The organism is Pseudodesulfovibrio alkaliphilus (assembly GCF_009729555.1).
In the GTDB taxonomy this organism is placed as follows: Bacteria; Desulfobacterota; Desulfovibrionia; order Desulfovibrionales; family Desulfovibrionaceae; genus Pseudodesulfovibrio; species Pseudodesulfovibrio alkaliphilus.
Genome location: NZ_WODC01000014.1, coordinates 1 through 26,050, shown reverse-complemented (window position 1 = coordinate 26,050; position 26,050 = coordinate 1). Strand labels below are relative to the sequence as shown.

The following is a 26,050-nucleotide window of genomic DNA, read 5'->3' as shown; positions in this document are numbered from 1 at the left end:
GGAGGGTGAGTTCCACATCCTCGCCATGGCGTTCAATTTGAAGAAAGCTGTTCGACTGGCGCGAGCCTGATGGGAGAGGTGCGTCCAAAATCCGGCATTTCGGCCAGAAATGGCCGGAAAGAGCCGGAATTGAGCCCAAGTTGAGGCGCGATCACACCATCAAATCGAGTGCAGAGGGCAAGATGCGGACGCAAAGGTGAGATACGCAGAGGTCTCGAGTTGGTAGAGAACTGTCCTTGACGTTATTCCACTAATTTGATATTGATTTTCAAAGTCAATCAATTAACATTTTTACTAGAAGTACCATGTTAAGGGACTTAACCGGAGGCTGCCGAGATGGTATCCGCAAGTGTCATTTCTTCCAATTTCAGTTGTAACGATCTGTCCACCAAGTGCCATGCCGCTCAAGGCAGGAAATTCCTGGTTGTCCAGAAAGGTATGGGCGGACATCAGGTGCTGAACTTTGAGAGCCGTAACGAGGGCATGGTCGGTATAGGGTTCAATCTTGGAGGGGCTATCAGGTACAAGGTGCTGCAGGACTACAACCTGATGATCAAGCAGGCCGGGCAGGGGCAGGTATATATTAGCTATTATCGGAATTGCTCCGGCGTCATCGAGTATCCTGACAATGAATCCGTATCCTGGGTCGGGGTCTATATCCCTGTGGATATGTTTCAGACGCTTCTGGACATTCCCATGTACGATTTCGGTTTTTTGGAGGAATCCGTAAAGGTTTCGACTTTTTTTTTCGAATGCCTCGGCCATATAACCACGGGAATGAAGATTGCTCTCCATCAGATATTGATGTGCCCTTTTACTGACAAGACCAAGTGCCTGTATCTGGAAAGCAAACTGCTCGAACTCATTTCCTATGTTCAATATTGCGCTGACGGATCATCCGATCTGGCGCAGCATGTCGCTTCAATGAGCCTGACTTCAAACGATAGAGAGAAGATGTCGCAGGCCAAGGAAATTCTGGATGAGAACCTTGAGAATCCGCCGTCAATAGTGGCGCTGGCCAGGGCTTTGGGGGTCAATGAGTTCAAACTGAAGAACGGCTTTCGGCAGGTGCATGGGATAACGCCGTACAAGTATCTTGCCGAGCAGAGGCTGGAACGGGCCTGCCGTTTGTTGTGGGAGCGGCGCATGAACGTGACCGAGGCTGCTTTTTCTGTCGGCTACTCCAGTTTAAGTCATTTTGCCAAAATCTTTCGCGCCAAGTTCGGCGTCAATCCCAATGAATATCTGGCCCAGTCCGGGGGCCATGTTGAAGCCAAAGTGTCCGGTGAAAGGTCCTGATCAGTTTTGTGGCAGATCCCTCTTTTGTGCGACAAAAAAGGAGCCGATATTGGCTCCTTTTTTTGTTATCTGTTTAGGCTGTTTTAAAACGGGTATCGCCCGTTGAAAAGCTCTTTGTATTTCAGCGGTTTTTCTCGAAATCCCATGGTGCAGGGCACAGTGAACAACCTGTCCTGCACAGCCTGAATTGGGTGGGACAATTGCTGAAGGCCTGCCGGTATCACTCTCACTACCGGGATTCCGATGTGTGGGTCGGTTAGATTGACTGCTGCCACCTGTATGCCCGGTACCTTTTCGGAAAGAATCTCGAGGGCCTTGCGCAGGTCGCCGGAGACCGTGCCCGTAGTCATGTTGGGCACATGTCCCATGGATATCCGGCCCCCTTTTTCCGACATGTCCACCCGGGTGAAGTGGAAGAGATAGAACAGGGAGTGTCTGCTGTTCAGTATATCCCTGTTTCCTTTGGACATATATTTTGTGTTCGCCATTTTGGTATACAATGTCTGCGGCATGGACAGTTTCGCTTCGGTGATTGCCCGTTTCAGGGCCAGATGCTTGTTGAGATGGCAGCCGAAACCGTGCGCAGCATATATTTCCATGGAATCAGGCTGGATGAGCCAGACCCTGAATACCGGGATGCCGATGTCTGTTGCCAGATACCTGATGCGCACCTGATATCCCTTGTCTTCCATGCCGTGAATGATGTCGGTGATTGCCGGATCCTCAATGGTTTCCTTCTCAATCTCCGGGCATACGATCTGGTTGGCCTGCCAGATCATCCATGCGTCGTGCTCTATTGTTTCCATGAGTCCCTGAAGTAGGGCATCCTCAAGCGACGTGCCTGCGGCCATGCCGCCGGTGCTTGCGTTGTAGAATTTCCCAGCAAATTTGGTCGCCCCCACATACACCATGGAGGCCGGTATAAGTACGTGCTTGTCCGAATACAGGCACTGCCCCCACAGCCAGTCAACGGGTGTATCTTCTGTGAACGGCTCGTTGTTTCTGTAGAAATGGATGGTGCCTATTCTCTTTTTGATGTCTAGGGCCTGCTTGCGGACTTCATTCCATGGAGCTCTGAGGAGCGGTGTCGTTCCTCGAGGTTCCGAGCACAGCCGTTCAACCGCTTCGAATGTGGCAGAGAGATAGGCCTGCTCCTTGTCGATCCCCTTGCCGAATCCCAGCACGCCTTCCCTTTTGTCAGCCGTGAGCAACTGTGCCCAGAAAGAGGGGATAACGTCGTCAAGAGGACCGGTGCGGAGTTCCTTGACCTGTATTCGCGCTCCGCCCATTCCCGATATAGCGGAGTTGACCATCTGTTTGGCCTGACTGGTGTCCATGGCCCGGTATCCATTGTCCATTACGCAGGTGGGGACATCCTCCAGGGCAAAGGGCGGTGAAATGGGAGCATTGAAATTACGGATGTTTTCGCAAAACAGGTTTTCGAATCCGCCGTGGCAGTCAGGGCATCCTGCATTGCGGGCGAATGTGATTTTTTGGCAATCGGTTTGCGGAGCAAGGGAAATGTTCACCTGGCAACCACTCAGGCCGTTGGTCCCTTTCTCAAGCGCTAGCGCCAATTGATCCAGAAGTAGGCTTGCCGCTCGTGACGGAGCTTCCTGGTTTTCCGAGGAATAAGGCACGGCTGTCACGATGTTTTTCATCTCCTCAGCGCACAACCCGATTTTGCTGTTTGTAATCATCTTTTCCTGCATCCATGTGGTCAGGCAGGTCAGGCATGGGGTCTGGTTCGGTAGCACGATCGGTCCAACTACAAAATCTTTGCCGCTGAAATAGACGAATCCGAATGGGTGGCCGGATTCCAGCAGTTTTTTGTTCATGCGCGCAAGCTCTCCGCGCGTTGCTGATTTCGGGCAGACGATGGTTACTGTCTGTTCGGTTTCACCGTTGAGATTCTGGTCTGTTTCGTCAAAAAACTGACGCAGGATTATATCCGGATGGCATTGCTGTAGCTTCTCGCGCACCATTTGGGCCAGGAAACCATCGCCATACACGTTTGCCTTTTGAATGCTGCCTACCCTTTTTGTTTTTTTGGGGCAGGTCAGTATGTCGGCCTGCAGCAGCTGTTTTTCCAGCGCAGTCAGAGTTCGTTCTTCATGTCTCCGGTCCTGCTGCAGGTCGTCATGATTCCGGAACCATTCCGCTGCACCCCCTGGTTGTTTCCAGTTTAGGCGTTTAATTTTTCCATATAGTGAAAAGATGCTTTCCGTTTCTGTTGCCTTGAGAATGGAAAGGTATGGGTTTAGTTGTGGGGAAAAGGTTTTATTCCTGGTGGCAGTCATTGAACAACTCCTTGAAGGAAAGCCTTTCGTTTCTTAACCCGAGTTTGACAGGTTGATCGAAGAGCCGATTTTGCGGAAAATTCTGAAGCGGCTGTGAGGGATTCTGCAATCCAGAAGCTATGACCCGTACAACCGGGATGCCGAATTCTTCTCGGGTGAGGTTCACGACAATGACGTCATGGTTGGGGACGTTTTCGCCGATTCTGTCCAGAATCAGTTGTATGTCCTGAGAAATGCTGCCTGACGAGAGATTGGCAAGGGTGCCGTAGTCCACCTCGGGGCTGGCGGCTAAGATTTCCGTGACATTGTCATGGTGGTGCATGAATATGGTGGATGTGTTGTAGCCGAAGAGGTCGGTATTGTTTTTGGACGCATAGTCAGGATCCGTGGGGATGTGATCGCACGGCCATGACTGCTTGGCTTCGGATACGGCCCTATAAAGTGCTATTTTGGGATTGAGGGATGCCCCAAGGCCGGAGGCCGCGTAAACCAGCGGATTGTCGGGCTGTACGATCCAAGCCCGTATGACATGAACGCCCAGGTCTATCGTCTGGTTTCGTATGATTAGTTCGCAGCCGATGGTTTTCAGCTTTTTTGCGATATCCTGTATTGCCGGAGGAAGGCCGGTTATTCTGGGGGGAGTGAGATAGTTGGCCTGCCAGATGTAGCGGGCGTCGTGTTCCACTGTTTCCAGAAGTCCCTGCAACACGGCGTCCTCCATCGAGGTCCCCGCTGCAAGGCCGCTTGAGCTGCCCTGTATGAATTTTCCCTGAAAAATAGCGCGTGTCAGGTAGACCATGCTCGCCGGTACCAGAACGCACTTCCTGTTGACCAGAGACCATCCCCAGACCCAGTCGACCATGGTGTCGTCGGTTATGGCGTCCACATTTCTCCGGTAGTATTGCCGACCGACGCGGGTATTCAGGTCGATTGCGTAGTCTTTTACCTCGCCGTACGGGCACTGCAGCATTTCAACCGGCTTTCCGTATTCCGCGCAAATGCGCTCCATGAGCTCGAACCCTGCGGAAAGATAGGCCTGCCTTTCGTTCATGCCCTTTCCCCAGTGCTTGTGCTCGGAAATATTGAAAGGCAGGTCCGGGGAATAGACTTCGGAGGTGCATGAGCGGAAGCTGGGGATCAATTCATCCAGCATGCCGCCACGGCACTGTTCTATGCGTACGCTGGTCTTGAGGATACCAAGGGTCCGGTCCAGCATGTCCCTGGCTTCGTCAGCAGGCATGGACCGCAATCCATTGTCGCCGTGTCTGGCGGTCTTGTGCTCCAAAGGAATCTCCACCCTGTCGGGGGCATCCGGATAGGGGGTCGGCGCGATTTTGATAAAGCCCCGGTTCATTCCCTGGCAGCCGGGGCAGGTCGTAATGGTTTCGAATTCAATATTGGTAAGCTCCGGTGCCGCCTGCATGGGTATCTGGACCTGCTTTTTCATGTAGCGGGGCATGTTCTGATAGGATGTGATGTTTTCCAGTTCCGCAGCCATGAGCCAAGCGGCCCAGTGGATGGAACCCTGCCATGCGGGATCATCCGGGAAAGGGAAGTTTTCCGCGCACTGCAGGAAATTCTCCCAACCGAGTTCTATGGACGGGTTCAAGGCCCGAAGCCTGTGTTCAAGCAGGCATTCCAGGCATGGGGTCTTGAAGGGAATGATAGTGGGGCCGAGCGCGATTTCGCTCCCATTGAAATAGCCGAGAACCCACGGCTGTCTCAGGTTGAGGCAGGCCCGGTTCACAGCGCACAACTGCAGATAGCTCATGTTTTCCGGGCAGACCGCCAGAGCGGACAAACCCAAGGAGCTGAGTTTGTTCTCAAAGAAATTTATCCACCAGTCGATTTCCTTGCGCACACCCTTGCCGGACTTGAACGTGTCCGTGGGAATTTCCGGTATGAGTCGTATGTCTGGAAAATCCGGTTGTGAAGCTACTGTTTCGGCAAGTTTTCCTGTTCCCATGCAGCCCAGTGTCGATCCCGATGTTCTTGATCTCTTGCGCTTATGAGTTGGGACCGTGAGAATGCCGGAGCGAATCATGTCGTCCACGACCGCACTGACAGCTTTTTCAGGATAGTGGAGGGCTACGCGGCTGATCAGGTCTTTTTTGTCCTGTTCGCCAGTCATAGCTTCAAGGATGGCCGTTATGACGAATGTCGCGCCTCTCAGGAGTTTTATTTTGCCATAGAGAGAAAACAGGAGTTCCTGTTCACGATTCTTGAGTATTGCAAAGCTGGGATTTTTGGTCAGAACGATAGATTTCATGTCGATACCTTCTGGTGAATCGTTATGGATTTTATGCGTATGGCATTGGGGCCTGATTCCACTTCTCGGGAGTGGCATGGCCAAGCTTGCGCGGTACGGTTCGCAATCTGTTTACAGCTGACGGAGGATAGGCCGTCGGCAGGTTCGGTACCGCTCCCGGCGCAATGACCCTGAAGACCAGCCAGCCAAGTTCGGCCACGTCCGGGGTGGTGAGTTCAACGCAGATCGGTGAAAGCCCTGCATCGGAAAATCCTGCCACCAGAGTGGGCAGTTTGTCTTTTGTTGGAAGCTTGCTACAATCCTGAAGCGGGATTATTTTTGCCGGGGAAATGAGATCGTGAAGGGTATCCCAGTTGTCTGTATCAAGGTAGAAGCCGAGATTGTACAGAAGCTCCGTCATGGGCAGTTTTTTTCGCGCTTCCGGGTCCAGAAATGCTGTGGGAATCGGTCCTTTTTTGGAGGCAAGCCTGCCGCGTTCACCCCGTTTGACCTCCTGGCTCAGCCGTAGAATTTGAATTGCCTCACATGTGGCTTTTCGAGCGACTGCTGGCGCAAAGAATCCTGCTGAACAACCGCCGCCGATAAGGCCGTTCTGTTCGTCCATGAGCAGGGCGAAAATGCATGTTGCCGGGAGATCGGTTTCGAAAAATGCAAGGTGTAGGTTCAGGTGTGGCGGTATGTTGCAATCGCTGAGAACCCGCTCATATTCATTGTCTTTTGCTATGCCCGTGACCGGAATGCTGTTGAGCCAGTGGATCATCATGGTATCCCGTTCGACAATTTCCAGCATGGCGCCGGTTAGAGCCCTCTCTGCTGAAAAACCGCTGGCCACTCCCGGATGGATGTCCGGATATATCCGGGCCTCATCCTGTGCCGGGCAGTACTGGTTGAAAACGAAGTTCGCCGGGACGAAAATCCGGGAGCCGTCGTCAAAACGAGAACCATTGATCCAAGAAATTCGTTGTTCTTCCTGCAAACGGCTGAAGGGAAAGCCCTCGGAATCGTATTGCTCCTGCGTGAACAGGTTGAGCCTGTCCGGGTGAAGGGCGGGTTTTTCCGAATCCAGCAATTCCTTGTATGTTGCTGGTACGAGTTCCTGGAAATCCGACAGCGCCGCGCAGTATCGTTCCACGGATTCCCCCATCGCGGACCAGTGGGCCTGCTTAGGGTTGAGGGATGTCCCGGTTGTTGCGAAGTCCGCCTTGTTGTCGCTGAATCGGTGAAATGCGGTAATCGTCGAGGACACGATATGCGGGCCGGGCTCCCCAGGATTGCGGAACAGGTGCCCGAGGCTTTTCACTACGCCTGTTTTCGGGCTCACCACGAGGTGCAGCCCTGGTTCCTGACCGTGGTGCTGTGTGGATGAAAATACGTGTTTCATTGAATGCCTGGGTTCTCATGCATAGGGCAGGGGATAGTCCGCCATTTCCGCTTCCGCTTTTCGCTTGAATCCCAGCTTCGGGGGAACATCATACAGGCGCTGGTTTCCTAGATGCGGCCACGCGGTCACACTGTTGGGAACAAGTCCGGGGATAGACACCCTGAGAACCATGAAACCCAGATCGGCCACGTCTTCGTGCGTCAGGTCGGTCACAATCACGTCGAATCCCTGCTTATGCAACAGCTCAAGGCAGGTCTCTGTGTCCTGTTCTGCAGAGCCGTTTGAACGATTACGGATTTCATTTAGGTCGATGGTGTTGTTTCCCGATCTCACCGCGTCCAGATAGTGATGGGTCTCCGGCTGCAGATAGGTGTGCAGGTTGTTGTTTAAATCCACCATTCCCGAAAAGTTCTGCTGTGCAATGGTATCACTATTCTCATCAAAAATGTTTTTTTGCGTCTTCTCGTTATAGAGCGACCTGCCCCAGTCCGATTTCATGGGGAGTTGGCCCAGCCGGTTCTGAACGCATTCGAACAGGGCCTTGAGAGCTGCCACCTCAGGATTCAGGTTCGTGCCGAATCCGCCAGCCACGGTGTTGTTTCTTGCGTCGGTCACCAGCCCGAAAAAGACGGGTATGGGAATATCCATGGTGATGTGCCACAGTTCGAAGGTCAGTCCCGAACCGGCGAATTTCTGTTCGAACAATTTGCCGACCCACGTGTCGGAGGTCAGTTCCACCTTTGCGCAGGATAGCTGTCCGAGCCACCAGATCATCATGGCGTCACGTTCCACTGCCTCGTAAAGCCCGGAAAGCAGGGCTGAGGTATGGGACGTGCTGCTGGCGATTCCTCCGAAAATGGTGTGGCAGAGAGGGGTTTCCTTTTCGCAGACTGAGTATGACACGTATACCAGAGCTGCGGGCAGGTGGCGCTGTGTTCCGGTTATGGCTGATTTGCCTTTTGTCCAGCGGATGACCGTGTCTTCAGTGAATGGACGGTATTTGAATTTTTCATTTCCGTATTGGGACGGTGAGTACAGGGGAAGTTCCGCCGGCGAAACCGCGTGGGGATCAATTGTGGAAATTTTTCTGTATGATCCCATGATCAGCGGGTTGCGGATGTCATAGGCGCAGTATCCCTCCACTGCCTCGCCAAGAGCGGACATGAGCGCCCTGTCTTCAGTCAGTCCCACCCCGGTTCCCGAGGTTTCTCCATAGCAGTCGAGGTAGCGCCTCGAATCGGTCAGCTCGCTGATGGCCACATGGGTCTTTGGCTCACCCGGGCTGTTGAGCAGGGTGTTCAAGCCTTTCAGGATGCCAGTTTTGCGGCTTACCAGTTGAGGCAGAATCCGGGACAAGGGGATATTTCGCGGATGGTGGGTTGAGCTGGTCATGTCACGCTTCCATTTCGTCAAAGGGGCGCACCGGCGCACCTGAAGAGAGATGACGACCGCAGGACGTGCATCTAGGCAGTTTCAGCACCGAGTGCAGGGCAAATTCCATGTTCAACAGGTTGATTTCAAGCTGGGCATTGTAGGTGAGGGGAGGGGTCAGCCCGCTGAGATCCTTGATCACCTCCAGCGAGACAAGTCCGGAGAGAATCTGGATGTGGGGAGGCAGATAACCGAAAACCGTGGAGTTTCCGTTGCTCATCAACTGGTCTTCGTATACCTGCAGCTCTTCGGGATAATCTGCATTGGCGTTGACCCTTGTCCTGTAGCAATTGAAGCAGGCCGTTTCGTGGGGGAGCACCGTAGGGCCGACCGTTCCGCTCAGGCTGTCAAGGCAGCACCATGTGTATGGTGTCCCGTAGGCCAGACTGAAGTCATTGACACGGTCCAGAATGTCCGGCCGGTAGTTTTCAAGGCAGACGATCATGTAGTCGGAGGCTTCGTAAACCGGGGACTCTTCGGAAGGGAGAGACGTGAAGCTCCACGTGGTGGTGGGGAATGTCTTTTCGCCGAAGTGAGCCATTGCGCACTCACGCGTGATTCCGACTGTATCTTCAGAATAGGCGCTCAGTAGCAGATCGTCTTTTGTGACCGGTTGTTCATCCGAGACCTCGATTGAACCAACACCTGACCTGGCGAGGATTTCGGCCACGCTCGCTCCGAGCGGACCGAGCCCGAGAACCGTGACCCGCGATTTGGCCAGTGCGGTTAGGTTTGATTTCGGCCTGTGCGTGAACTGGGAAAAATAGGCCTTTTGAAATTCCGAGACACCGGGGACATCGAACTGATTATTTATGGCATCACGCACGACGCGGCGCTGCACGAGCCGGTGGAGCAGTTTGAGGATGGCTTCCGGAGGATGTTTTTCATCCATGTGCGCAAGGATTTCCTCAACGGTCAGTTCTCCGGTGAGCAGGGGGAAGAGCGTGTGTACCAGATTCAGCAGGCCCGGTCCTTTTATGACGAATAGGTCCTGTCCATTGCGAAACTGAACCCGGTCATCATCCATGCCGATGACATGATAACTGACGCTGAGTTTCGGCCTGAGGGGGAGCTTTATGTTTTTATTTTGCATTGTTGGTCTTCTCAATATATGGGCTTCCGATACTGATGGCAAAGAGGATTGACTCCTCTACCCCGTCGATGTTCAGGAAATCGTTCACAGGATCGTCAAGGCAGGCCACGATGATGCAGGCGCTGTAACCGAGCGCCGTGCAGCCCAGCAGAATATTTTGGGAAAGGTGTCCCGCATCCAGAAGAACTCCGCGGTATCCGCGATCGCCGTATTTGAGCTGGTTGCGTTTGAATGTGGCGGTGATGAAAAGGACTGCACCAGCGGACGCAATCCATTCATTGTTGCTGGGTTGGACCAGCTGATAGATTTTTTTGAGAAAACTGCCTGGTCGCAGGCGCTCCAGTTCATTGTCTTCAATGTTGTAGTGGTACAGGCCATTGTCAATGTCAGATACGTTCTCAAGCAGCGGATAGATGTCGAGCGGGTAGAGCGCCCCGGCGGACGGGACCGCTCGCAGGCATACCTCGTTGCCATCGGCGCAAAAACGGCCGGTTTTCCCGTAGCCGTACCGCAGGATTCTGGAAAGATCCTGAATGCGTATGGGGCTGTCCGAGTAATCCCGTTTGCAGCGTCGGCTGGCAATGATATCCCACAGGCTCCCAGGGGTTGCCGGTTCGTCGGCGGTTTCAAGTTTGACCGCGGGATAGCCCTGGTATTTCTTGTAGCTGCGGGCGCTACGCTGGAAAAAGGTTCTGACCGGCATGGCCGACAGCCCCGAGGGAAGGAGGGGGACCAGCCAGGGACGGACATCACTGGCATGCATTTTGGTGTTTTCGTGGTAAATTTCACTCAGGTTGTCAGGCAGGGTGCTGGAAATTTTCAGTTTTCCATCGATCTGATACACCCTTGGTTTGTAGAGTTCCTTCAGCGTGATCATTCGTATCCCCCTGCGGGCTATGGCTTGGTGGCGATTATATAGAGAACTCGGCCTTTCACATCAGTGTCGCAAACAGGTTCGGGGGCCAGGTCGGCATGTGTGCGCACCTGTTCGAAACCCGACTCCTCCAGCATAAGGGTCAGTTCCGTCATGGGATAGAACCGGACCGTGTGAGTCGTGTAGCTGTGGTGCGTCAGGCCTTTTTTGCTTGTTATGCAGTACTGTTGCATTTCCACTATCCCCCTGAGGTGATCCGTGGGAGTAAATGTCTTCTCAAGACGTTTGAAGCCGTCGTCGAAACAGGTCGTATCCGTGAAGCTCCATTGTTTGGGCCGCCATGTTTCAAAAAGATTATCATGGCTGAACAGCAACAGCCCGCCGGGATTGAGGTGCTCGAATGCTGTTTTGAAAAAAAGAGCCAGTTCGTCTGTTTTGAGAATGTGCAGGATGGTGTTGAACGCCACGATGCCCGCAAACCGATAAGATGATTCAATGTCTTCGAGACTTCCTTGACTTACGACAGGGCAGCAACCCGCGAGATTGCCTTGCCGACGCAGATTTTCGAGTTTGGCCTTGTTTTCATCCATTCCGATGGCGGCATGCCCCCTTTGCAAAAGGGGGAGCAGGAATTGTCCTGTCCCGCACTCCATGACCAGCGTTTGGCCGTTGGCCGTACCTTGTGGCCCTAGGAGTTCAAGGTAGAAATTTAGCTCCTGGTCCATGCCGCCGCCGTTATCCCACATATCCGCTGCCGGGGAATAATTGTTCGTGAAAGTCTTGTTCATTTTCTTAAAGGGATTTATACTTGGCTGAGGGAAAAGAGTCGGCGCATCTTTTCTTCAGGTTAAGCTGACGAGGTTAACTATTCGCCGGTCAACTTTTCCGATGGCGAGGCTATTCGCCGGAGGACAGGTTATTGCAATGAAGCGGAACGCTGATTTCTTCGAGGTCTTCGAGGTCGACAACTTCGTAATCGTAAGTTTCGTTATCTTTCATCGCTATTCTCCTTGTTTGTTGTGAAAAGATGCGCCGAATATTGTTGATGGCATTGCCTTCAATTCTTTTGGTTATCTTTTGCGCGCGTTGCAACCACCGTTATGATGGCGCTTCGCGTGTCTTCGGAACCAAGCTCCTTCCCAGTGAATCCGGAATAGAATGTGATGTATTCGAATCCTGCCTTGCGCATGAAGAGTCTGATGCTTCCGGGGGAATGAAAACGTATGGGGCGGATCGTGGCATCGTATGCCGAGCCCATGGCGCTGTGGCTGAACTGCCTAAAATCTTCCGTTCTCGTGATGCCCCAGAGTTTGTTTTCTGGAGTGTTGGTATAGCTCACCTTCAAATGTCCGCCCTTGAACAGCCTGGCCATATCGGAATTCCAGCCTTTGGTGTCCCAGAATTCGTAGGCATTGAAAAAATTGACCAGAAATATTCCTTCGGGACGAAGAAAATCGTGCGTCTTGCGCAGGAAATGAAGAACGTCCCGGTCGGGCAGGATGTAGATCAGCGAAAAGAATGCTAATGCCAGATCATAGCGGTCTGATGACTTGAATTCCAAGAATTCGCTTTGAATCAGCTCGGTCTGAACGTCATGCTTTGCGGCCTTGCGGCTCAGCACGTTGAGCATGGCCGAACTGGAGTCGATCCCCGTGACCTGCCAGCCATTTTTGCTCAGGGGCACCACATACCTGCCAGTACCGCAGCCGATGTCCAGTGCCTTGCCGGGGTCGGCATGCCCCCTGTCTTTCCATATCTTGCAGACAAATTCGGATTCATCCTTTGCAATGGGGCCATACATGACGTCCCATAACTGGACCGCTCCGGCCTGGAACATGGATGAATCCTTTTTGTTTTGTTGCAGTGCGTTATCCATAAAAGTCGTCTCTTTTTTTGAAGGGGATATTAAGTCTTTGTACCTCTTTTAAGTACGGGGGCATTACATCGCTAGCGCGAAAAGGAGTTCTGTTGACGGAAAAGGGATAGAATTGTGCACTGGTGTGAGTCCCCTTTCTGTATGGGGGCCGTCGTTTAAACATTCAGGGCCGTAGCAGTCGTTCAGCCAATGATTCAAGGATGTTGCTGATGTTCTTGCCGTCGGTGACAAAGCCGATCTCCCGGTATGTTTCCGTGGGAGATGCGTTTCCTTTTTCCTCCATGAGTCTCAGGTAGTCTTCAATACTGAAGATTCCTTTTCGGATTGAGTCATAAAAGAAGAGTGCCGCGAGTTGAGTGTGGGCATAGTTCGCAAAGTAGCCGGGAGCTGAAACAAGAAGTGGGATACGATATGACCAGAGCCCGAGGTGTTTTTCATAGCCCTGATAGTCTGTCTGGCCGAGGTTTCTGGACAGTGTTTCCGTAAAAAGGATTTTCCGTTCCGAAGCCGTGAGAAATGTCGAATATATGGCCTTTTCAAACGTGCTGACTGTCTCACACGTTAGGAAGACATTGAGAATCCCTTCGAGGTGTTTCTTTACGGCCCATGAAGATGAGGCGTTGTCCGGATAGTAGATGCCGAGGTGCTCCAGTGAAAGGAGTTCCAAGGTCAAGGCAAAGAATTCGCTGGTGGCCGGGTTCACCTTGTAGTTGAAAAAACGATGGAACTTTCTGAAGGACAGGTTGATATGTATTGCATGTCCAAGTTCGTGGATGCCCGCCATGATATCCCTGCGTCCTCCGATAAGGCTTAGGAATACAAATGCTTTTTTGCTGTGCGGGAGTTGGTGACAACAGGATTCCGCACTTTTCCCCTTTCTGAGTTGCAGGTCATGCAGCCCTTCATCCAGTATGGAGTTGAAAAGCGCGGGCAGTGACGGATGTATGCAGCCTATCAGCGTCCGCGTTTTTTTTGTCCACTCGTCCAGTTCCGTAAATCCCCTGATGTTTCTGGTCGTGAGATCATAGGGGCGTAGACGTTTCACTCCAAGCTTGGTTTTGCGTTGCGAATGCACCTTGTGCAGGATTGCCCTGCATGGAGTGATCACGTTGTTGGCAAACGAGTCGGTCAGGATGTCGGCTTTCTGTCTTCGGTTCACGAATTCCGAGTAGTCCTCGGCCCCGCAATGGGCGGCGATCATTTTCCTGGATCGTATGATGCTGTCAAAGAGTATGTCGAACTGTACTTCCTTCTCCTCCCATGCCCGGTTTTCATTGAGCCATATTTCCTTTCTTTGTGTTCTGGGGGAGGCCTTACAATTTGTGGATAGTGACAATTCGGAGTTGCTTGCTATGGAGGAAATCAAACTGAAATATAGTTTTTGAAGCTGCATTTCATATTTTTTTACTTCAACCAGCTCGATGCTTGCCTTTCTACGAGGGGCAAGCGTTGCGGTTACGTAGTCTGTCCACTCCGGCCCCAGGGATGGATGGGACACTGTGCTGAGTTCATTTTTGAGTGATGTTTTCAGCTCAAGAGAGAGAGTCCGGAGCGCATTCCCATACACATGGGCGGCGGTCATGTAATCCTTTTGGCGACATGAGGAAGACATGTCCTGCTTCAGGTAGATGTCGAACAGTATCAGCAGCTCGTTATAGATGCTGATAGCTTTTCCCTTCTTTATGATAAACGATAGTTGCCCTAGGGAAAGGGAGGGGCAATTGCCGTTTTGCCGAGAGTCCAGACACGTCTCGGCATTTTGCAGCTCTATGATTCTACGAACGACTGGGGGGTGATGATCCGATTTGTTGAATGACCAGTTATTCTGTTCCATAGAGCTTGCCATCAACGCGTGCACTTTTCAGCTCGAGGGTGCCGACAACGACAACTGAGTTGATGGCAGGGTCGATTTGTCTGAATTTGTATCGTACGAGCCCGACTCCAGCGGCAAAGTGGACCACAGAATTATAGATTGTACCTGTTGACCGTTGGTAGTGCGTGTCCACCCTGACGCAGTTTTGGAATATGCCTGCCGGCAGCTTGATGGTTTCGTAACCGGTCATCTGCGATCTCAGGCAGCAAGGTATTTGTATTCCATCGTCTTCCGTCAGCACATAGGGAGTGGTCTGCTCCTGTCTGAAGCCGATCTTGTTTGTCGCGCTGGTCCACGGAGGAGAAAACTGTTCGGATTTTCCCTTGGGTTGCAGGTCGGCGTGATGCTGAATTCCGTCTTCGTCCTTGCTGATGACGAGCAGCATGGGTTCACCGTCCCCGAGCAGCCATGCCTGTTTTCCGTTTGCCGTGGTCTGGCCCATGTTTTTCCAGTGCATTTCAGCGGAAAGGACTTCTCCTTTTCTTCTGACCCGGGTTGCAAGCATGTTCCAGTAGTTCTCGGGATTTTCGATCGGGAAATATGAGTCCAGATCCAGGCCCGGAGGTGTGACCTTGTTGACTTCGTCCAAGGATCCGAGAGCGCTCTCATATATGGGAAGAGACATTCGTCCTCCTGTACTGAAAGTTGGTTGTAGGGTTGTTTTCAAGAATTATTTCCGGGCCGCGATGTGGAATTTGAACGCGTTGCAGGTCTCTTCCGTAGCCGGGGTTGGATTGAAATCCGTATAAACCGAGATATCGCCGAACCCTGCCGCGGTAAGCATGAGTTTGTATTCCGTAAGGGTGTAGAACCGTACCTGTTTCGTGTAATAATCAACGGCATCACCGTCTGAAGTGCTCAGGACTCTGTAGTCGGCCGCGTTTGCAATGCCCTTTATTGTATCCATCGGTGTGAAAACATATTCGCCCCTGGCAAACCCCGTGTCGAGTTCACGGGTGTGGGTTGCGGACCATCCTGCAGGATTCCACAGCCCCAGCGAGTTGAATACCGAGATGAAAAACACGCCGTCGTCGTTCAGCATGGAGTGAACTTTTTTGAGGAAAGCTATGACGTTGTCGCTTTTCAGTATGAACTGGAGGACGAACTGGGCGACTATTCCGTCGTACGCTTCTGTGGGGGTAAAGTCTTCGAAGCTGACGTGCCTGAGTTTCGGTTTTATCTGCATGCCCTGTAATTTGTTTTCGAAGATGCCCAGCATTGATTCACATGTGTCGATGCCTGTGATGCTGTATCCTCTTTGCGCAAGAGGAATGGCAAAGCGGCCGGTTCCGCATCCTATGTCCAGGATTTTCCCTGTCGGATCAGCGGGTTTACTGATCACGCTGGTGTATAGATTTACATCGTAGAACGCTTCCTGATCGTCAAAGAAGTAATCCCATATCTCCGCTGTTTTCGGCGAATATCCGTGTTGCATAGCTTCCCCTGAAGTGACGGTGTTTGTAGATTAGCCTCACGTAGTTGGCAGTGATTGTTGCACCGGGTCGATGTACTCTCCGCACGCCATCCGCATGGTGGACTTTGGCGGGACATTGATCCTTGTAAGTGCGTGATGAGAATCCGACTAACGCGGAAAGGAGTAGTTTTGACGGGAGGGGGAAGCTGCTCTTCCATTCCTGAATCGGGCGTCTGTTTCTTCAATTGAAAACAGGCAGTTCGGATTTGAATTCCTTTCTTTCGATTCTGTGCAGGGGGTGCCCTTTGCTGAGCAGGATTGCCGCGTCGCAGTATCGGGATACAAATTCGTAGTCATGGGTCACAATGAGAATCGTGGCTCCTTTTTGGGACTCCTCGTTGATCTTGTTGCCCATGGCCCGCATGCTGTACGCATCAAGGCCCGAAGTCGGTTCGTCCAGGATGAGCACACTGGGAGAGTTCACTGCGGCGATGGCGAAAACCAGCCGTTGCTGCTGGCCAGCTGAGAGATTTTGTGGATGGGTATTGATAAACTCTTCAAGGTCCAGGTCGCGCAGGAGTTGTGTCGCAACGTTGGTGTCCTTATCGGACATGGCCGAGTTCAGTTCGTCACGTACTGTGGAAAAAAACAACTGGTGGCTGTTTTCCTGCAATACCAGTCCGCAGGTTTGCAGCCGCTGGCGTGATGAGATCTTTTCCCCGGAGTTGTCCCTGAAAGATCCGCTTGACTGGGTGAGTAGCCCGGCCAGCAGTCTGGTCAGCGTGGTTTTTCCCGAGCCGTTCGGGCCGATTATTGCGAGCTTTTCCCCGGCCACAAGGTCGAGCGATACAGTCTTCAGAATGGTCGAGTCCTTCCTTGAGTAGGCAAAAGATACGCTACGGGCCGATATTGTTGTATATTCTCTTCTGCCAGTTGCGTAGGGAAGCGCATCCGAGTTTTCTATGGCCGCCTTCAGGTCAAGCACGCGAAGGCCTTGTGCCTGCATGATGTCATTGTCGATCCGGTTATCCCGTGTGAGGGTTTTGTCAATCCTGCCGTGTTTCAGAATCACGATTTTATCAAAAAGATCGGTAAGGTAGTACAGCCTGTGTTCAGCCACGACAATAGTTTTGCCCCTGTCCTTCAGTATACCGAGTATCCGTTTCAGGCTTTGGATTGCCTGCGAATCAAGGTTGGCGGACGGCTCGTCCAGAAAGAAAATGTTTGAGCCGGTGCAATAGATTGCGGCGAAAGAGACCTTTTGTTGCTCGCCGCTCGACAGCTCAAACATTTTTCTTTCGCGAAGATGATCTATTTCAAACAGGGCAAAGGCCTCATCCACCCGCCGCAGAATTTCTTCTCGCTCAAGGCCGAGGCTTTCGGGTCCAAAGGCGATCTCGTCTGTCACGTTGATGTGAAAGAACTGGGAGCGGGGATTCTGAAAGACCGAACCCGCAATTCCAGACAGTTGTTCCGGGCTCAGTTCACGGATGTTCTGGCCCGAAACAATAATTTTTCCTTCGGCCTTTCCCGGCAGCAGGTGCGGAATGATCCCATTGAGCGAGCGCATGAGCGTGGTCTTGCCGCATCCGCTTTTGCCGGATAGCACAACGAGTTCTCCGGGCCGTACCTCAAGGTTGATGCTTTGCAGCGCGGCGGTGTCCGTTTCACAGTATCTGAATGTGAAATCCCTGACTGAAATGCTGTTGTCTGTGTTGGTCATATGTGTGCTTCAGGCAAGGGTGAGAAGAGGATGAAGAGGATATATCCTGCCGTGCCAAGGACAAAGATGAGATCCCGGTAGCCGAATTCCATTTCGCGATAGAAATTGGTGCCAGTGAAGTTCATACCTCGGGTAGAAAGGGAGAAGAACAGTTCTTCTCCCAGCGCGAACATTCGGAACAGGAATGCGGACAGGAATATTTCAAATGTGGAAAATGGATGAAGAAGTATTGTTTTTAAGGAGTATAGCCTGCGTACCTTGAGGGCATCGCGTATGATTTTGGCCTCAAAAACGAGTGTGGGAACGAATCTGAAGCAGATCGCGACCGGGATGATGACGTTTCGTCCCATTTTCAGCTTCTTCATCACATTGATACAGTCCGCTACGGATATGCTCAGAAGGAGGATGCGGCCTGTACACAGGATCATACATACCTTCCTGGCGATGACGGCCAGAAAGTGGAGCTGGAAGCCGGGGGAATCCATCACGTAGAGTGGCAAATGTGCCGCCGTGATGACCAGAATCCATTTCACGACGTCATTTGTCTTCCCGAGAATGATCAGCGAAATGAAAAGGTAGGCAAGAAAGCAGAAGTCGCGAACTGCCTCGTGGGAAAGAAGGAACACCAATGTAAGCGCAAGCGGGTAAACCACCAGAATGGCTCTGGGGTCCATCCGTTTGAACATGTTCATACCCGGATTGGCCGGGAAAACGGAGCGGTCTCGGCACTGTCCCCGTTTGTTTGGGGGTGTGTCCGATTGCTGCAACCGGGATGCTTCCATGTCTGCCTGCTGAAAGGTTTTTTCCAAGGTGGCCAAAGTCTGCATTGCTCCCCTTCGGTTGATGTTTTCATGTTGAGCATGCCGCGAAATCTATTTTTCCGCAGGGCACAGTCTCGTGTTCTTGAAGTGCTTGTTGATAAGCCGGTGTCCCAGAAGAAGGCCTACGGAGCATGCTGCAAGGTTGAAAAGGAGGAACCCTACGGCATAGTATAGCGTATATTTTTCGATGGTTTCCTGGGGCCACATCTGCAGGGCTTCATCAAACCAGGGTAGGAATTTGAACAGGTAGAAGGGAGCATAGAAAACCAAGGCCTTCACCGTCACGAATATGAGTATGCAGCCTATGACTGCGGATCTTTGTTTGTAGCCGCCAAGTATGTAGGATATCCCATCCGCAAACAGGCCTGCAGTGAGGCCTGCCACAAGGCCTGGCCACCAACCAATGGCCGCATGCACCAGCCCGATGATTAGCCCGTGAACTGTAATGGCACCTGTTTTGGGGACGCGGACCAGCATGAGCAGGAATATGGGGGCGAGCACGAAGTTGATTATTGGGTCCATTGCTCCCCACAGGATCGGGAAAAAGTGCAGCGCCATGGTTGTGGCAAAAAAGAAAATGATCAATGCAGCATTGAAAATGCCCAGCATGACCAGGTCATACGTGGTAAACCGTTCAATTCTGGAACTCATGATTATCTCCGGTTCTGTTGTTATGCCTTTTGGGTAAGCATCTCACGGTATGCCGTGCAGTTTTCCACCAAATGGGGGTGCGTCCCGTGGTCGATGATTTGTCCGTGATCAAGCACTATGATGTTTTCAGCGTGCATGATCGTGTATATGCGGTGGGCGATTATGATGACTGTCTTGTCCCGAATGAGTTCGCCGATGGCGTCCTGGATGAATGATTCGTTGATGGGGTCCAGGGCGGTTGTCGCTTCATCAAGTATGACGATGGGCGCATTTTTCAGGATTGCGCGCGCTATGGATATACGTTGCCTTTGTCCGCCGGAAAGCGTTGTGCCGCCTTCACTCACGACTGTGTCATAGTCGTTTTCCAGGCTGCTGATAAACTCATGGCAGTGGGCTTTTTTCGCAGCATCGACGACCTGTTCGCGCGTGGCGGTTTTTCTGCCGCACAGGATGTTGTTATATACGGTGTCGTTGAACAGGTAGACTTCCTGAAAAACAAAGGAAAACAGGTCCATCAAAGCCTTGTTGTCAATGTCCCGGATGTTGACTCCTCCGATCTCAATATTTCCAGAATAGGTGTTCCAGAACATGGGGATCAGGTTTGTTATGGTGGACTTTCCAGCTCCGGAATGCCCCACCAGCGCGGTCATTGATTTTTCCTTTGCCGTGAACGAGATGTCGTGAAGTACCTTCTTTTCCCCATAGGAGAAGGATACACCGGAAAAAATGATATCGTGCTTTTCTGGGATTTTCGGGAGTCGGGGTGTCCCAAGCGCCGGGTGCGCCATCATTTCCTCAATTCTGCCGAGAGCATTGAGCATGTGCTGGCCGAGCAGGGCGTATTGCATGATATCGAACATGGCCAGATACATCAGGATGTAGGTGGTTATGAAAAAGATCGTATTGAGGGTTTCGCCTGCAGCGCCGAGTTGCCTGCTCAGCGTCACATAGAGCAGGATGGGGAGCCCCAGCTCTATGGTCAGGGAAAAGAGCATTCCCCAGCTCAGGATCGATCCTTCGGCCACAAGACTGTCCTTGGCGAGCTTCTTGAGCTGATCAAGGAGTTTCTTGTTTTGTTCTCCCACGAGGCCGAATGATTTCATCACTTCAATGCCTTGAATGTATTCGAGAATGTATGAATCGGTTTTATCTATGGTCACGAACCGTTTGGAGCCGAGCTTGATGGTTGTGCGCCTGGCGCGCAGGTAAAACGGAAATGCTGCCATGATTATGGCAATCGATATCATGAACAGTTCCAAATCCAGATACGCCATTACTCCGAGCAGGAAAATGACCGCAAAAATATCGCGCACCCAGCGTATAAATATGTGTGAAAGCAGAAAATCTAGCAGGTTGGTGTCCTGCAGGATTGCGTTGCTCAGGTTGCCCAGGTTTTTGCCCAGGAAAAACCCGAACGCGATTCTTCTTAGGTGAGTCGCCAGCTTGACCCGGATGTTGGAGGTTATTTTGTACGCCTCGATCATTATGGATTTGTACGAGGCGCAGGAAAAAGCCATCCTGAAAACTGCAATAAGCGTGACGATGGAGGCCATCACTGCGGGCGTGCGCCAGTTCCCGCTGTCCTGCATTAACTCCTGTGTCAGATGGTAGAAAATGAGGATTGATGCGCAATAAAGCGCGGCCTCCAGGCAAATGCAGCAGATGCCAAGTGACAGCCTGTATACGTTTCTGTCCGTGACCCTGTTCAGTCTGTGCAGCATGGCTTCAGCTCCTGCCCTCAAGTGACCACGTGTTTGCCTTGCTCGTGAGATCCCACATCTGCCGGTATTTCTTGTTCTGGGTCATGAGTTCCGAGTGGCGTCCAAAATCGACTATCTTTCCGTTGTTGAATACGAAGATGATGTCCGCATTGGTTGCAGCGGTTATTCGGTGGGTGATGAAAAGAATGATCTTGTCTGGGCAGTAGTGTTTGATGGCATCAAATATCCTGCGCTCTATCGTTGCATCGACCTGCGATGTGGGTTCGTCCAGAACAAGGATCGGTGAATCCTTCAAAAGCGCCCGTGCAAGACATATCCGCTGTTTTTCTCCTCCACTGAGGTTTGATCCGTCGCCGCCGATCATCGTGTCGTAGCCATTGGGCAGTTTCTTGATGAATCCATGTGCCTCCACCACCTTAGCAACCTCAATGATGTCCTGGTCGGAAATGTCAGGCAGCCCCATGCAGATGTTGTCCCTGACAGAGCAATCCAGAATGAACGAGTCCTGAAAAACGAAAGATATGTTTCTCAGCAGGAATGCGAGTGGAATCTGCTTTATGTCCACGTTGCCGATGGAAATGTTTCCCTGGTTGACTTCCCAGAATCGAAGAAGAAGTTGGGCCGCGGTTGTCTTGCCCGAACCGGATTCTCCGACAAGGGCATAAAGCCCGGGTTTGTCGAGATCCATGTTGATGTCGGACAGCACCTGTTTGTCCGAGTATGAAAAAAACACCGAGTCATACTTGATGGTGAAGTCATCTATGGACACATAGCTTTCCTGAATGTCGGATATCTGCTCCACGTCCGTGATCTGGCCCACCCGCCGGGCTCCTTCCATGAGAGAGCAGAGCAGATTGCTTGAGGTGTAAACCTGGTTGACGGGTTTGACCATTGCCGCCCCCAGAATGAAGCACAGGAAATATGTGGCCACAGGGATATCAACCCCTTGTTGCGCCTGATAGGCGATCATGAACATCAGGAGAGGGAGAACGAAATCAAGGCTTGATTTGAACACGACATAGAACGGCGAGCTTTTTTTGATCCACTGGGATGTGATTTGGATTTGTTTTTGTATTGCCGTGTTGAATTTGTCGAACGATTCCACAGTCACATTGAAGATTTTGATTATGGGAATGGCCTTGACGTATTCCACGGTTGCGGAATTCATGTTTTCCATGTTGTCGAAATAGTCTTTTACGTTTTCCTTTCTTATTTTGCTTATTCTGTTCAGGGCAAAGAACATGAACACAAGCGGAATGAGCAGGACGAGCGCAAGCAGCGGATTTTGCGAAAAGACGACTCCAAAGATTGCAAGTGGTATCGTAATGGAAAGCGCGGTGTCCGGTATGTGATGGGCAATGTATATTTCCAGACTTTCAACATCTTCGCTTGCGATCTTCCGGAGCAGGCCGGAAGATCTTTTCGAGAAAAATCCGAGAGGAAGATTGCCCACATGCTCCAATAGCTTTTTCCTGACGTTGCACTGGATGAAAAAAGCTGCCCGGTGCGAGAACATGGTGGCGGTGAAAAGAAGTACGTACTTCAATACGATTGCTACAGCCACAGCAACGGTAATGTTCAATATGTATTCCCCGCTGATCGCGGAGGTATTTACGCTTTTGATAACGTCGAAGAAAAGTATGTACGGCAGTATCGAAATACAGCCACCGATCATCGCGCAAATAATGGATAGCACCAGAAAAATCCGGTTCCCCTGGGATACGGAAATTAACCATTTGATTGCTTGGTAGTTTTCTTTGAGCATGATCGTGGTAATGTTTTTTGTCGTTTTACGTTCGGCCGCAGGCTGCGCTGTGATACGGGTACGCAGCATGGCATGTCGAGAGCCATGCTGCGGTACTTCCGGATCAGGGAATTATTTTAGAAATTATATTGAAGGCCTACTCCGCAAAGAATGCTCCTGCCGGGCTGGATTCCCGCAGTATCACCGGCACTATAGATCACTTCGTCCGTAATGTTCGTTGCGGTAATATGGGGTTCGATGGTGAGCCTGTCGTATTCCATTTTATAGGAGAGCTTGGCGTCGAAGACCGTCTTGCCTTCCGAGGGATGCCTTGATCCGTCGGAGAGCTTGAAATCTATGTAGTGAGCGCCTTCGATCCCCATGCTGAAGTTGTAGAAATTGTCGACCATTGCCCCGAAGACAAGCTTTGAGTCGGGGTTGGGCGATGAATAGAGCCTTTCGTCAATGGTCTGGTCTATCCGCTCCATCACTATGTAGTTCGAATACAAGGTAAGGTAGTCGGTTGGGTATATCGAGATTTCGGCTTCATAGCCCTGTGCATTCGATTTGCCCACGTTGTTTAATTTGAACGCCGCCAGGTCAAAGACGATTCGATCGTGATATTCCGTTTTAAAGTAGCTGAGGCTGAAGGAGGCCCAGTGGGAGATGTCCTGCTTGATGCCGATTTCCCAGCCTTCGGACCGTTCGTTTTTGAGGTCCGGGTTTGCACCCATGGCCGCTGGCATATACAGGTAGTTTGCCGGTGGGGTCTTGAATGCTTCACTGTACGAAGCCCAGAGGGTGGTCCAATCGTAGTCTGTTTTTGCAAAGGGATATATCGATATTCCGCAGTTTGTGCTAAGATTGTCAGTGGTCTTCCCGTCTCGGTCATAGGCGTCATGGCGTGCGCCTGCCGTGAGCAGCGCGTAGTCAGTGGGCTTTGATTCAAGCTGGCCGGTAAAGCTGTTTTGGTGCTGTGTTGATTTGTAGTCGTAAACTGACGCGCCCGTGGAGGTGGAATGCGCATCCGTTGTCTTGTGCGAATAGTTCAAATGTGCGGAGAGAAGCTCATTCTCGACCACCTCGATCCGCGACCGGATGTCGCCGACAAATGCTTGTTCCTTATAGGAGACTGTGTTGGTTTTGTTCAGGAAGGATGGCACGTCATACGGTGAGTTGCCGTAGATATAGTCCAGATTGTTTTCGATATACCCGACAGTGGTTTTGATGTTGAACCTGTCGAAATCGCCATTGTATTTACCGAGTATGGACGTGGTTTTCGGCTCGTTCTGCCATATCTTGCGGTTGGTATCGTCCAGGTAATAGTAGCCTGCGCCACCGGTCTGGTACTTTCCATCTGCATACGTGGTTTCCAGGCCGATTTCATGATCATTTGTCAGGAGAAAATCAAGGCGGGCATACAGGTTTTTGTATCTTGATTCAGTGTAGGGGATTTCGCCCTTGGGTGTGTCATAGTCGTCTGCATACTTTTGGGCGTAGTTGATGATCCATGCCAATTTGTCCTTTCCGCCGCTTACGGTGATGGCTCCGTTTTGCGTGTTGTTAGAGCCAGAGTCGAGGTCGAGCTTCACGTAGGGATTGTCCGCATCGCCCTTTTTCATGACTACGTTGATGGCTCCACTCATGGCCCCCGAACCCTGCGAAGCGGCTTGGGTCCCTCTGAGAACCTCAATGCGCTCAATGGCCCCGGTCCCGGCCGTGAAAATATTGAACGGGGTTGCGCTGATGTAAGGGTTGATGTCAACCCCGTCGACAAGAACAGAGGGTGTTTCTCCGCGGATCATGATCGTCGCCCAACCCATGCCGGAGCCCTGGTCGGTGTGAACCCCGGTCACGTTCTTGATCGCATCGTAAAAATTATCCGTTTTCGGTTTTATTTCCAGGTCGCGGCTGGTAATGACATCAATAGATGCTGGCAATTTTTTGTAATTGGTTTCACTGCGGGACACTTCAACAACATAGGGATCAAGGCGTGTTGCATTGTTTGATTCCGCATATCCGTAACTGTATGTTGTGGACAACAGTATCAATAAGGCTAGGGTCAGTTTTTTCATGTGGTTTCCCCAGTGAAGATTAAAGTTCGCAATGCCTTAGGGTCAGTTTCGCAAACGATCCCTGAAGATCATTTCTCCAAGAAATCCGACCAATAGCCCGTGGTCGTGATTCCGTTTGATAATCTCGTTTGGGGAAAGGTTCTGATTGTAAAAGGAAATAAAATAGCGTTTTTTGGAGTATTCCCGCCGGTGGTTTCAGGGATTGTCCGTCAAGATCAGGCGTGGGGCGGTAAGCGGATTGAACCGTCAGATGTTTCCGGCGTTGGACATGTACTCATGCGGACTCACGCCATACTTGCTGCGAAAGATTTTTGAAAAGTGACTGAGGCTTGAATAGCCGACTTCGAAAGCAACTTCAGATACGTTCATTTTCTGTTCGCACAAGAGGTTCCTTGCCTTTTCCAGACGCTGATCCGCCAGATAGCGATAGGGTGTTATGCCATGAACCAGCCGGAATCCGTTTTTCAACTTGAATTCATTTACCCCGATAAGCTGTGACAATTGTTGGACCGACGGAGGGGATTCAATGCTGTCGTCCAGAATTGATTTGGCCTCCCACATTTTTTCGCGGTCCTCGTCGGTCAGGGTCAGTTTGAGGCATGACCGTTCTTTGTTAGTTGTTTGGCGCAAATAGGAAACAAGCTCGAGAGCTTTGCCTTCATAAAAGAGTCCTTTTGCCTTGTTCTGGACGGGGCAGAGCATCATCTGTTGCAGAACGAATTTCATGTCCGCCGTTATCGGGCTGAATATCGTGTGGCACAGGGATTTCCTCTCTTGCATTTGCTCTTTTACGTACATGATCAATGTGTCAAAATAGTACTCGAATAAGGATATCGAAATAATGAAGGAGAGGTAGCATACAGGCTGTCCCTTGCAGTATTGGGCCAGCCCCGAGCACCCGGGATAAAAGGCGATATGAGCCTGTCCGTGGTTGGAGACTTGGGCTTGGGCCCTGTTGTCCGAGTAGAGAACGCTCTGGATCGGGCCGCCCAGATTGAAACCTATTTCAATCATGTGACTTGTTTGTTCGGTCGGTTCATATTTGACTTGGGCACCGCCGATGCCTCTTTGGACGGTCATGCGGATCTCGTTCTGGATTTCTATGGTTTGAGTCTGGATGTTGGCTGGCGGTTGAGATTGTGTTGTCGCGCCCTTCATATGGTTCCCTTTCTGGTTTGTGTGCCTTTGTATTTGTAGATGTGTTGAATTCTAGCAGGACCATGGGTTAAAAAATGATTTTTGACTGCTTTTTATGAGATTTGCCGGTTTTTTGGGAATTTTTAGTCTGCCCTTAGCCGTTCAATAGAAAAAAACTCAACCATGCAAGCTAACATGAGCGATATTGATTTTCAAAGTCAATAGATTATATCAAGTCGCAGTGGGTGGCCCGGGGCGGTGACATCAAACGACCATCTGTGCTTTTTCACTACGACCCCGGCCGAGGCGGCAAGGTGGCCGAGGAGATCGTCGGGAACTTCCGTGGGTTTCTGCAAACCGACGGCTAC

The 26,050-nt window shown here is 51.3% G+C and carries 20 protein-coding genes; 2 read left to right on the top strand and 18 right to left on the bottom strand.

From position 1 onward, the window contains the following. The first annotated feature begins 336 nt into the window (after window positions 1-336). Window positions 337-1,299: a helix-turn-helix domain-containing protein gene (locus tag GKC30_RS14465; protein WP_155935690.1), complete on the top strand. Its 963-nt coding sequence runs from the start codon at window positions 337-339 to the stop codon at window positions 1,297-1,299. Between the two features lie 83 nt (window positions 1,300-1,382). On the opposite strand, the gene GKC30_RS14460 is transcribed toward GKC30_RS14465, so the two are convergent. From GKC30_RS14460 to GKC30_RS14375, 18 genes are all read right to left on the bottom strand, one after another. Next, window positions 1,383-3,599, bottom strand: a complete 2,217-nt coding sequence (locus GKC30_RS14460) for a TOMM precursor leader peptide-binding protein (RefSeq protein ID WP_155935689.1) — start codon at window positions 3,597-3,599, stop codon at window positions 1,383-1,385. Continuing rightward, on the bottom strand, window positions 3,580-5,868 hold the full coding sequence (locus tag GKC30_RS14455; RefSeq protein ID WP_196772913.1) for a YcaO-like family protein: 2,289 nt from the start codon (window positions 5,866-5,868) through the stop codon (window positions 3,580-3,582). The genes GKC30_RS14460 and GKC30_RS14455 overlap by 20 nt, the downstream gene beginning before the upstream one ends. A gap of 31 nt (window positions 5,869-5,899) precedes the next feature. Continuing rightward, a complete protein-coding gene (locus GKC30_RS14450; RefSeq protein ID WP_155935687.1) occupies window positions 5,900-7,249 on the bottom strand; it encodes a YcaO-like family protein in 1,350 nt (449 codons plus the stop codon). Window positions 7,250-7,264: 15 nt separating this feature from the next. Beyond that, a complete protein-coding gene (locus tag GKC30_RS14445) occupies window positions 7,265-8,641 on the bottom strand; it encodes a YcaO-like family protein (protein ID WP_155935686.1) in 1,377 nt (458 codons plus the stop codon). A gap of 1 nt (window position 8,642) precedes the next feature. Continuing rightward, entirely contained in the window at window positions 8,643-9,773 is a 1,131-nt protein-coding gene (locus GKC30_RS14440; protein ID WP_155935685.1) for a TOMM precursor leader peptide-binding protein, read from the bottom strand. Then, window positions 9,763-10,650 carry a SagB/ThcOx family dehydrogenase gene (locus tag GKC30_RS14435; RefSeq protein ID WP_155935684.1) on the bottom strand — a complete coding sequence of 296 codons (888 nt, stop codon included), beginning with the start codon at window positions 10,648-10,650 and terminating at the stop codon, window positions 9,763-9,765. Before GKC30_RS14435 ends, GKC30_RS14440 begins: the two co-directional genes overlap by 11 nt. A gap of 17 nt (window positions 10,651-10,667) precedes the next feature. After that, window positions 10,668-11,435 carry a class I SAM-dependent methyltransferase gene (locus tag GKC30_RS14430; protein WP_155935683.1) on the bottom strand — a complete coding sequence of 256 codons (768 nt, stop codon included), beginning with the start codon at window positions 11,433-11,435 and terminating at the stop codon, window positions 10,668-10,670. A 269-nt stretch (window positions 11,436-11,704) separates the two neighbouring features. Further along, window positions 11,705-12,523, bottom strand: a complete 819-nt coding sequence (locus tag GKC30_RS14425) for a class I SAM-dependent methyltransferase (protein WP_155935682.1) — start codon at window positions 12,521-12,523, stop codon at window positions 11,705-11,707. Between the two features lie 163 nt (window positions 12,524-12,686). Then, window positions 12,687-14,357 (bottom strand): M3 family metallopeptidase, encoded by a 1,671-nt coding sequence (locus tag GKC30_RS14420; RefSeq protein WP_196772912.1) that lies wholly within the window; start codon window positions 14,355-14,357, stop codon window positions 12,687-12,689. After that, the gene (locus GKC30_RS14415; protein WP_155935680.1) at window positions 14,344-15,021 is read right to left on the bottom strand and encodes a hypothetical protein; all 678 of its coding nucleotides are present in this window, start codon (window positions 15,019-15,021) and stop codon (window positions 14,344-14,346) included. The genes GKC30_RS14420 and GKC30_RS14415 overlap by 14 nt, the downstream gene beginning before the upstream one ends. 45 nt (window positions 15,022-15,066) lie before the next feature. Beyond that, entirely contained in the window at window positions 15,067-15,831 is a 765-nt protein-coding gene (locus GKC30_RS14410) for a class I SAM-dependent methyltransferase (protein ID WP_155935679.1), read from the bottom strand. Between the two features lie 220 nt (window positions 15,832-16,051). Beyond that, window positions 16,052-17,533 (bottom strand): ABC transporter ATP-binding protein, encoded by a 1,482-nt coding sequence (locus tag GKC30_RS14405; RefSeq protein WP_155935678.1) that lies wholly within the window; start codon window positions 17,531-17,533, stop codon window positions 16,052-16,054. Further along, on the bottom strand, window positions 17,530-18,360 hold the full coding sequence (locus tag GKC30_RS14400) for an energy-coupling factor transporter transmembrane component T (RefSeq protein WP_155935677.1): 831 nt from the start codon (window positions 18,358-18,360) through the stop codon (window positions 17,530-17,532). The genes GKC30_RS14405 and GKC30_RS14400 overlap by 4 nt, the downstream gene beginning before the upstream one ends. A gap of 45 nt (window positions 18,361-18,405) precedes the next feature. Next, a complete protein-coding gene (locus tag GKC30_RS14395; RefSeq protein WP_155935676.1) occupies window positions 18,406-19,005 on the bottom strand; it encodes an MptD family putative ECF transporter S component in 600 nt (199 codons plus the stop codon). Window positions 19,006-19,025: 20 nt separating this feature from the next. Further along, complete coding sequence (locus tag GKC30_RS14390; RefSeq protein ID WP_155935675.1) at window positions 19,026-20,726, bottom strand: ABC transporter ATP-binding protein; 1,701 nt, start codon at window positions 20,724-20,726, stop codon at window positions 19,026-19,028. Between the two features lie 4 nt (window positions 20,727-20,730). After that, the gene (locus GKC30_RS14385) at window positions 20,731-22,491 is read right to left on the bottom strand and encodes an ABC transporter ATP-binding protein (RefSeq protein ID WP_196772911.1); all 1,761 of its coding nucleotides are present in this window, start codon (window positions 22,489-22,491) and stop codon (window positions 20,731-20,733) included. Window positions 22,492-22,607: 116 nt separating this feature from the next. Further along, window positions 22,608-24,545 carry a TonB-dependent receptor plug domain-containing protein gene (locus GKC30_RS14380; RefSeq protein WP_155935673.1) on the bottom strand — a complete coding sequence of 646 codons (1,938 nt, stop codon included), beginning with the start codon at window positions 24,543-24,545 and terminating at the stop codon, window positions 22,608-22,610. A 246-nt stretch (window positions 24,546-24,791) separates the two neighbouring features. Next, window positions 24,792-25,703: a helix-turn-helix transcriptional regulator gene (locus GKC30_RS14375; RefSeq protein WP_155935672.1), complete on the bottom strand. Its 912-nt coding sequence runs from the start codon at window positions 25,701-25,703 to the stop codon at window positions 24,792-24,794. A gap of 224 nt (window positions 25,704-25,927) precedes the next feature. Here GKC30_RS14375 and GKC30_RS15165 point away from each other — a divergent pair. Beyond that, on the top strand, window positions 25,928-26,050 hold a 123-nt coding region (locus GKC30_RS15165; protein ID WP_367614158.1), incomplete at its 3' end, for an IS66 family transposase.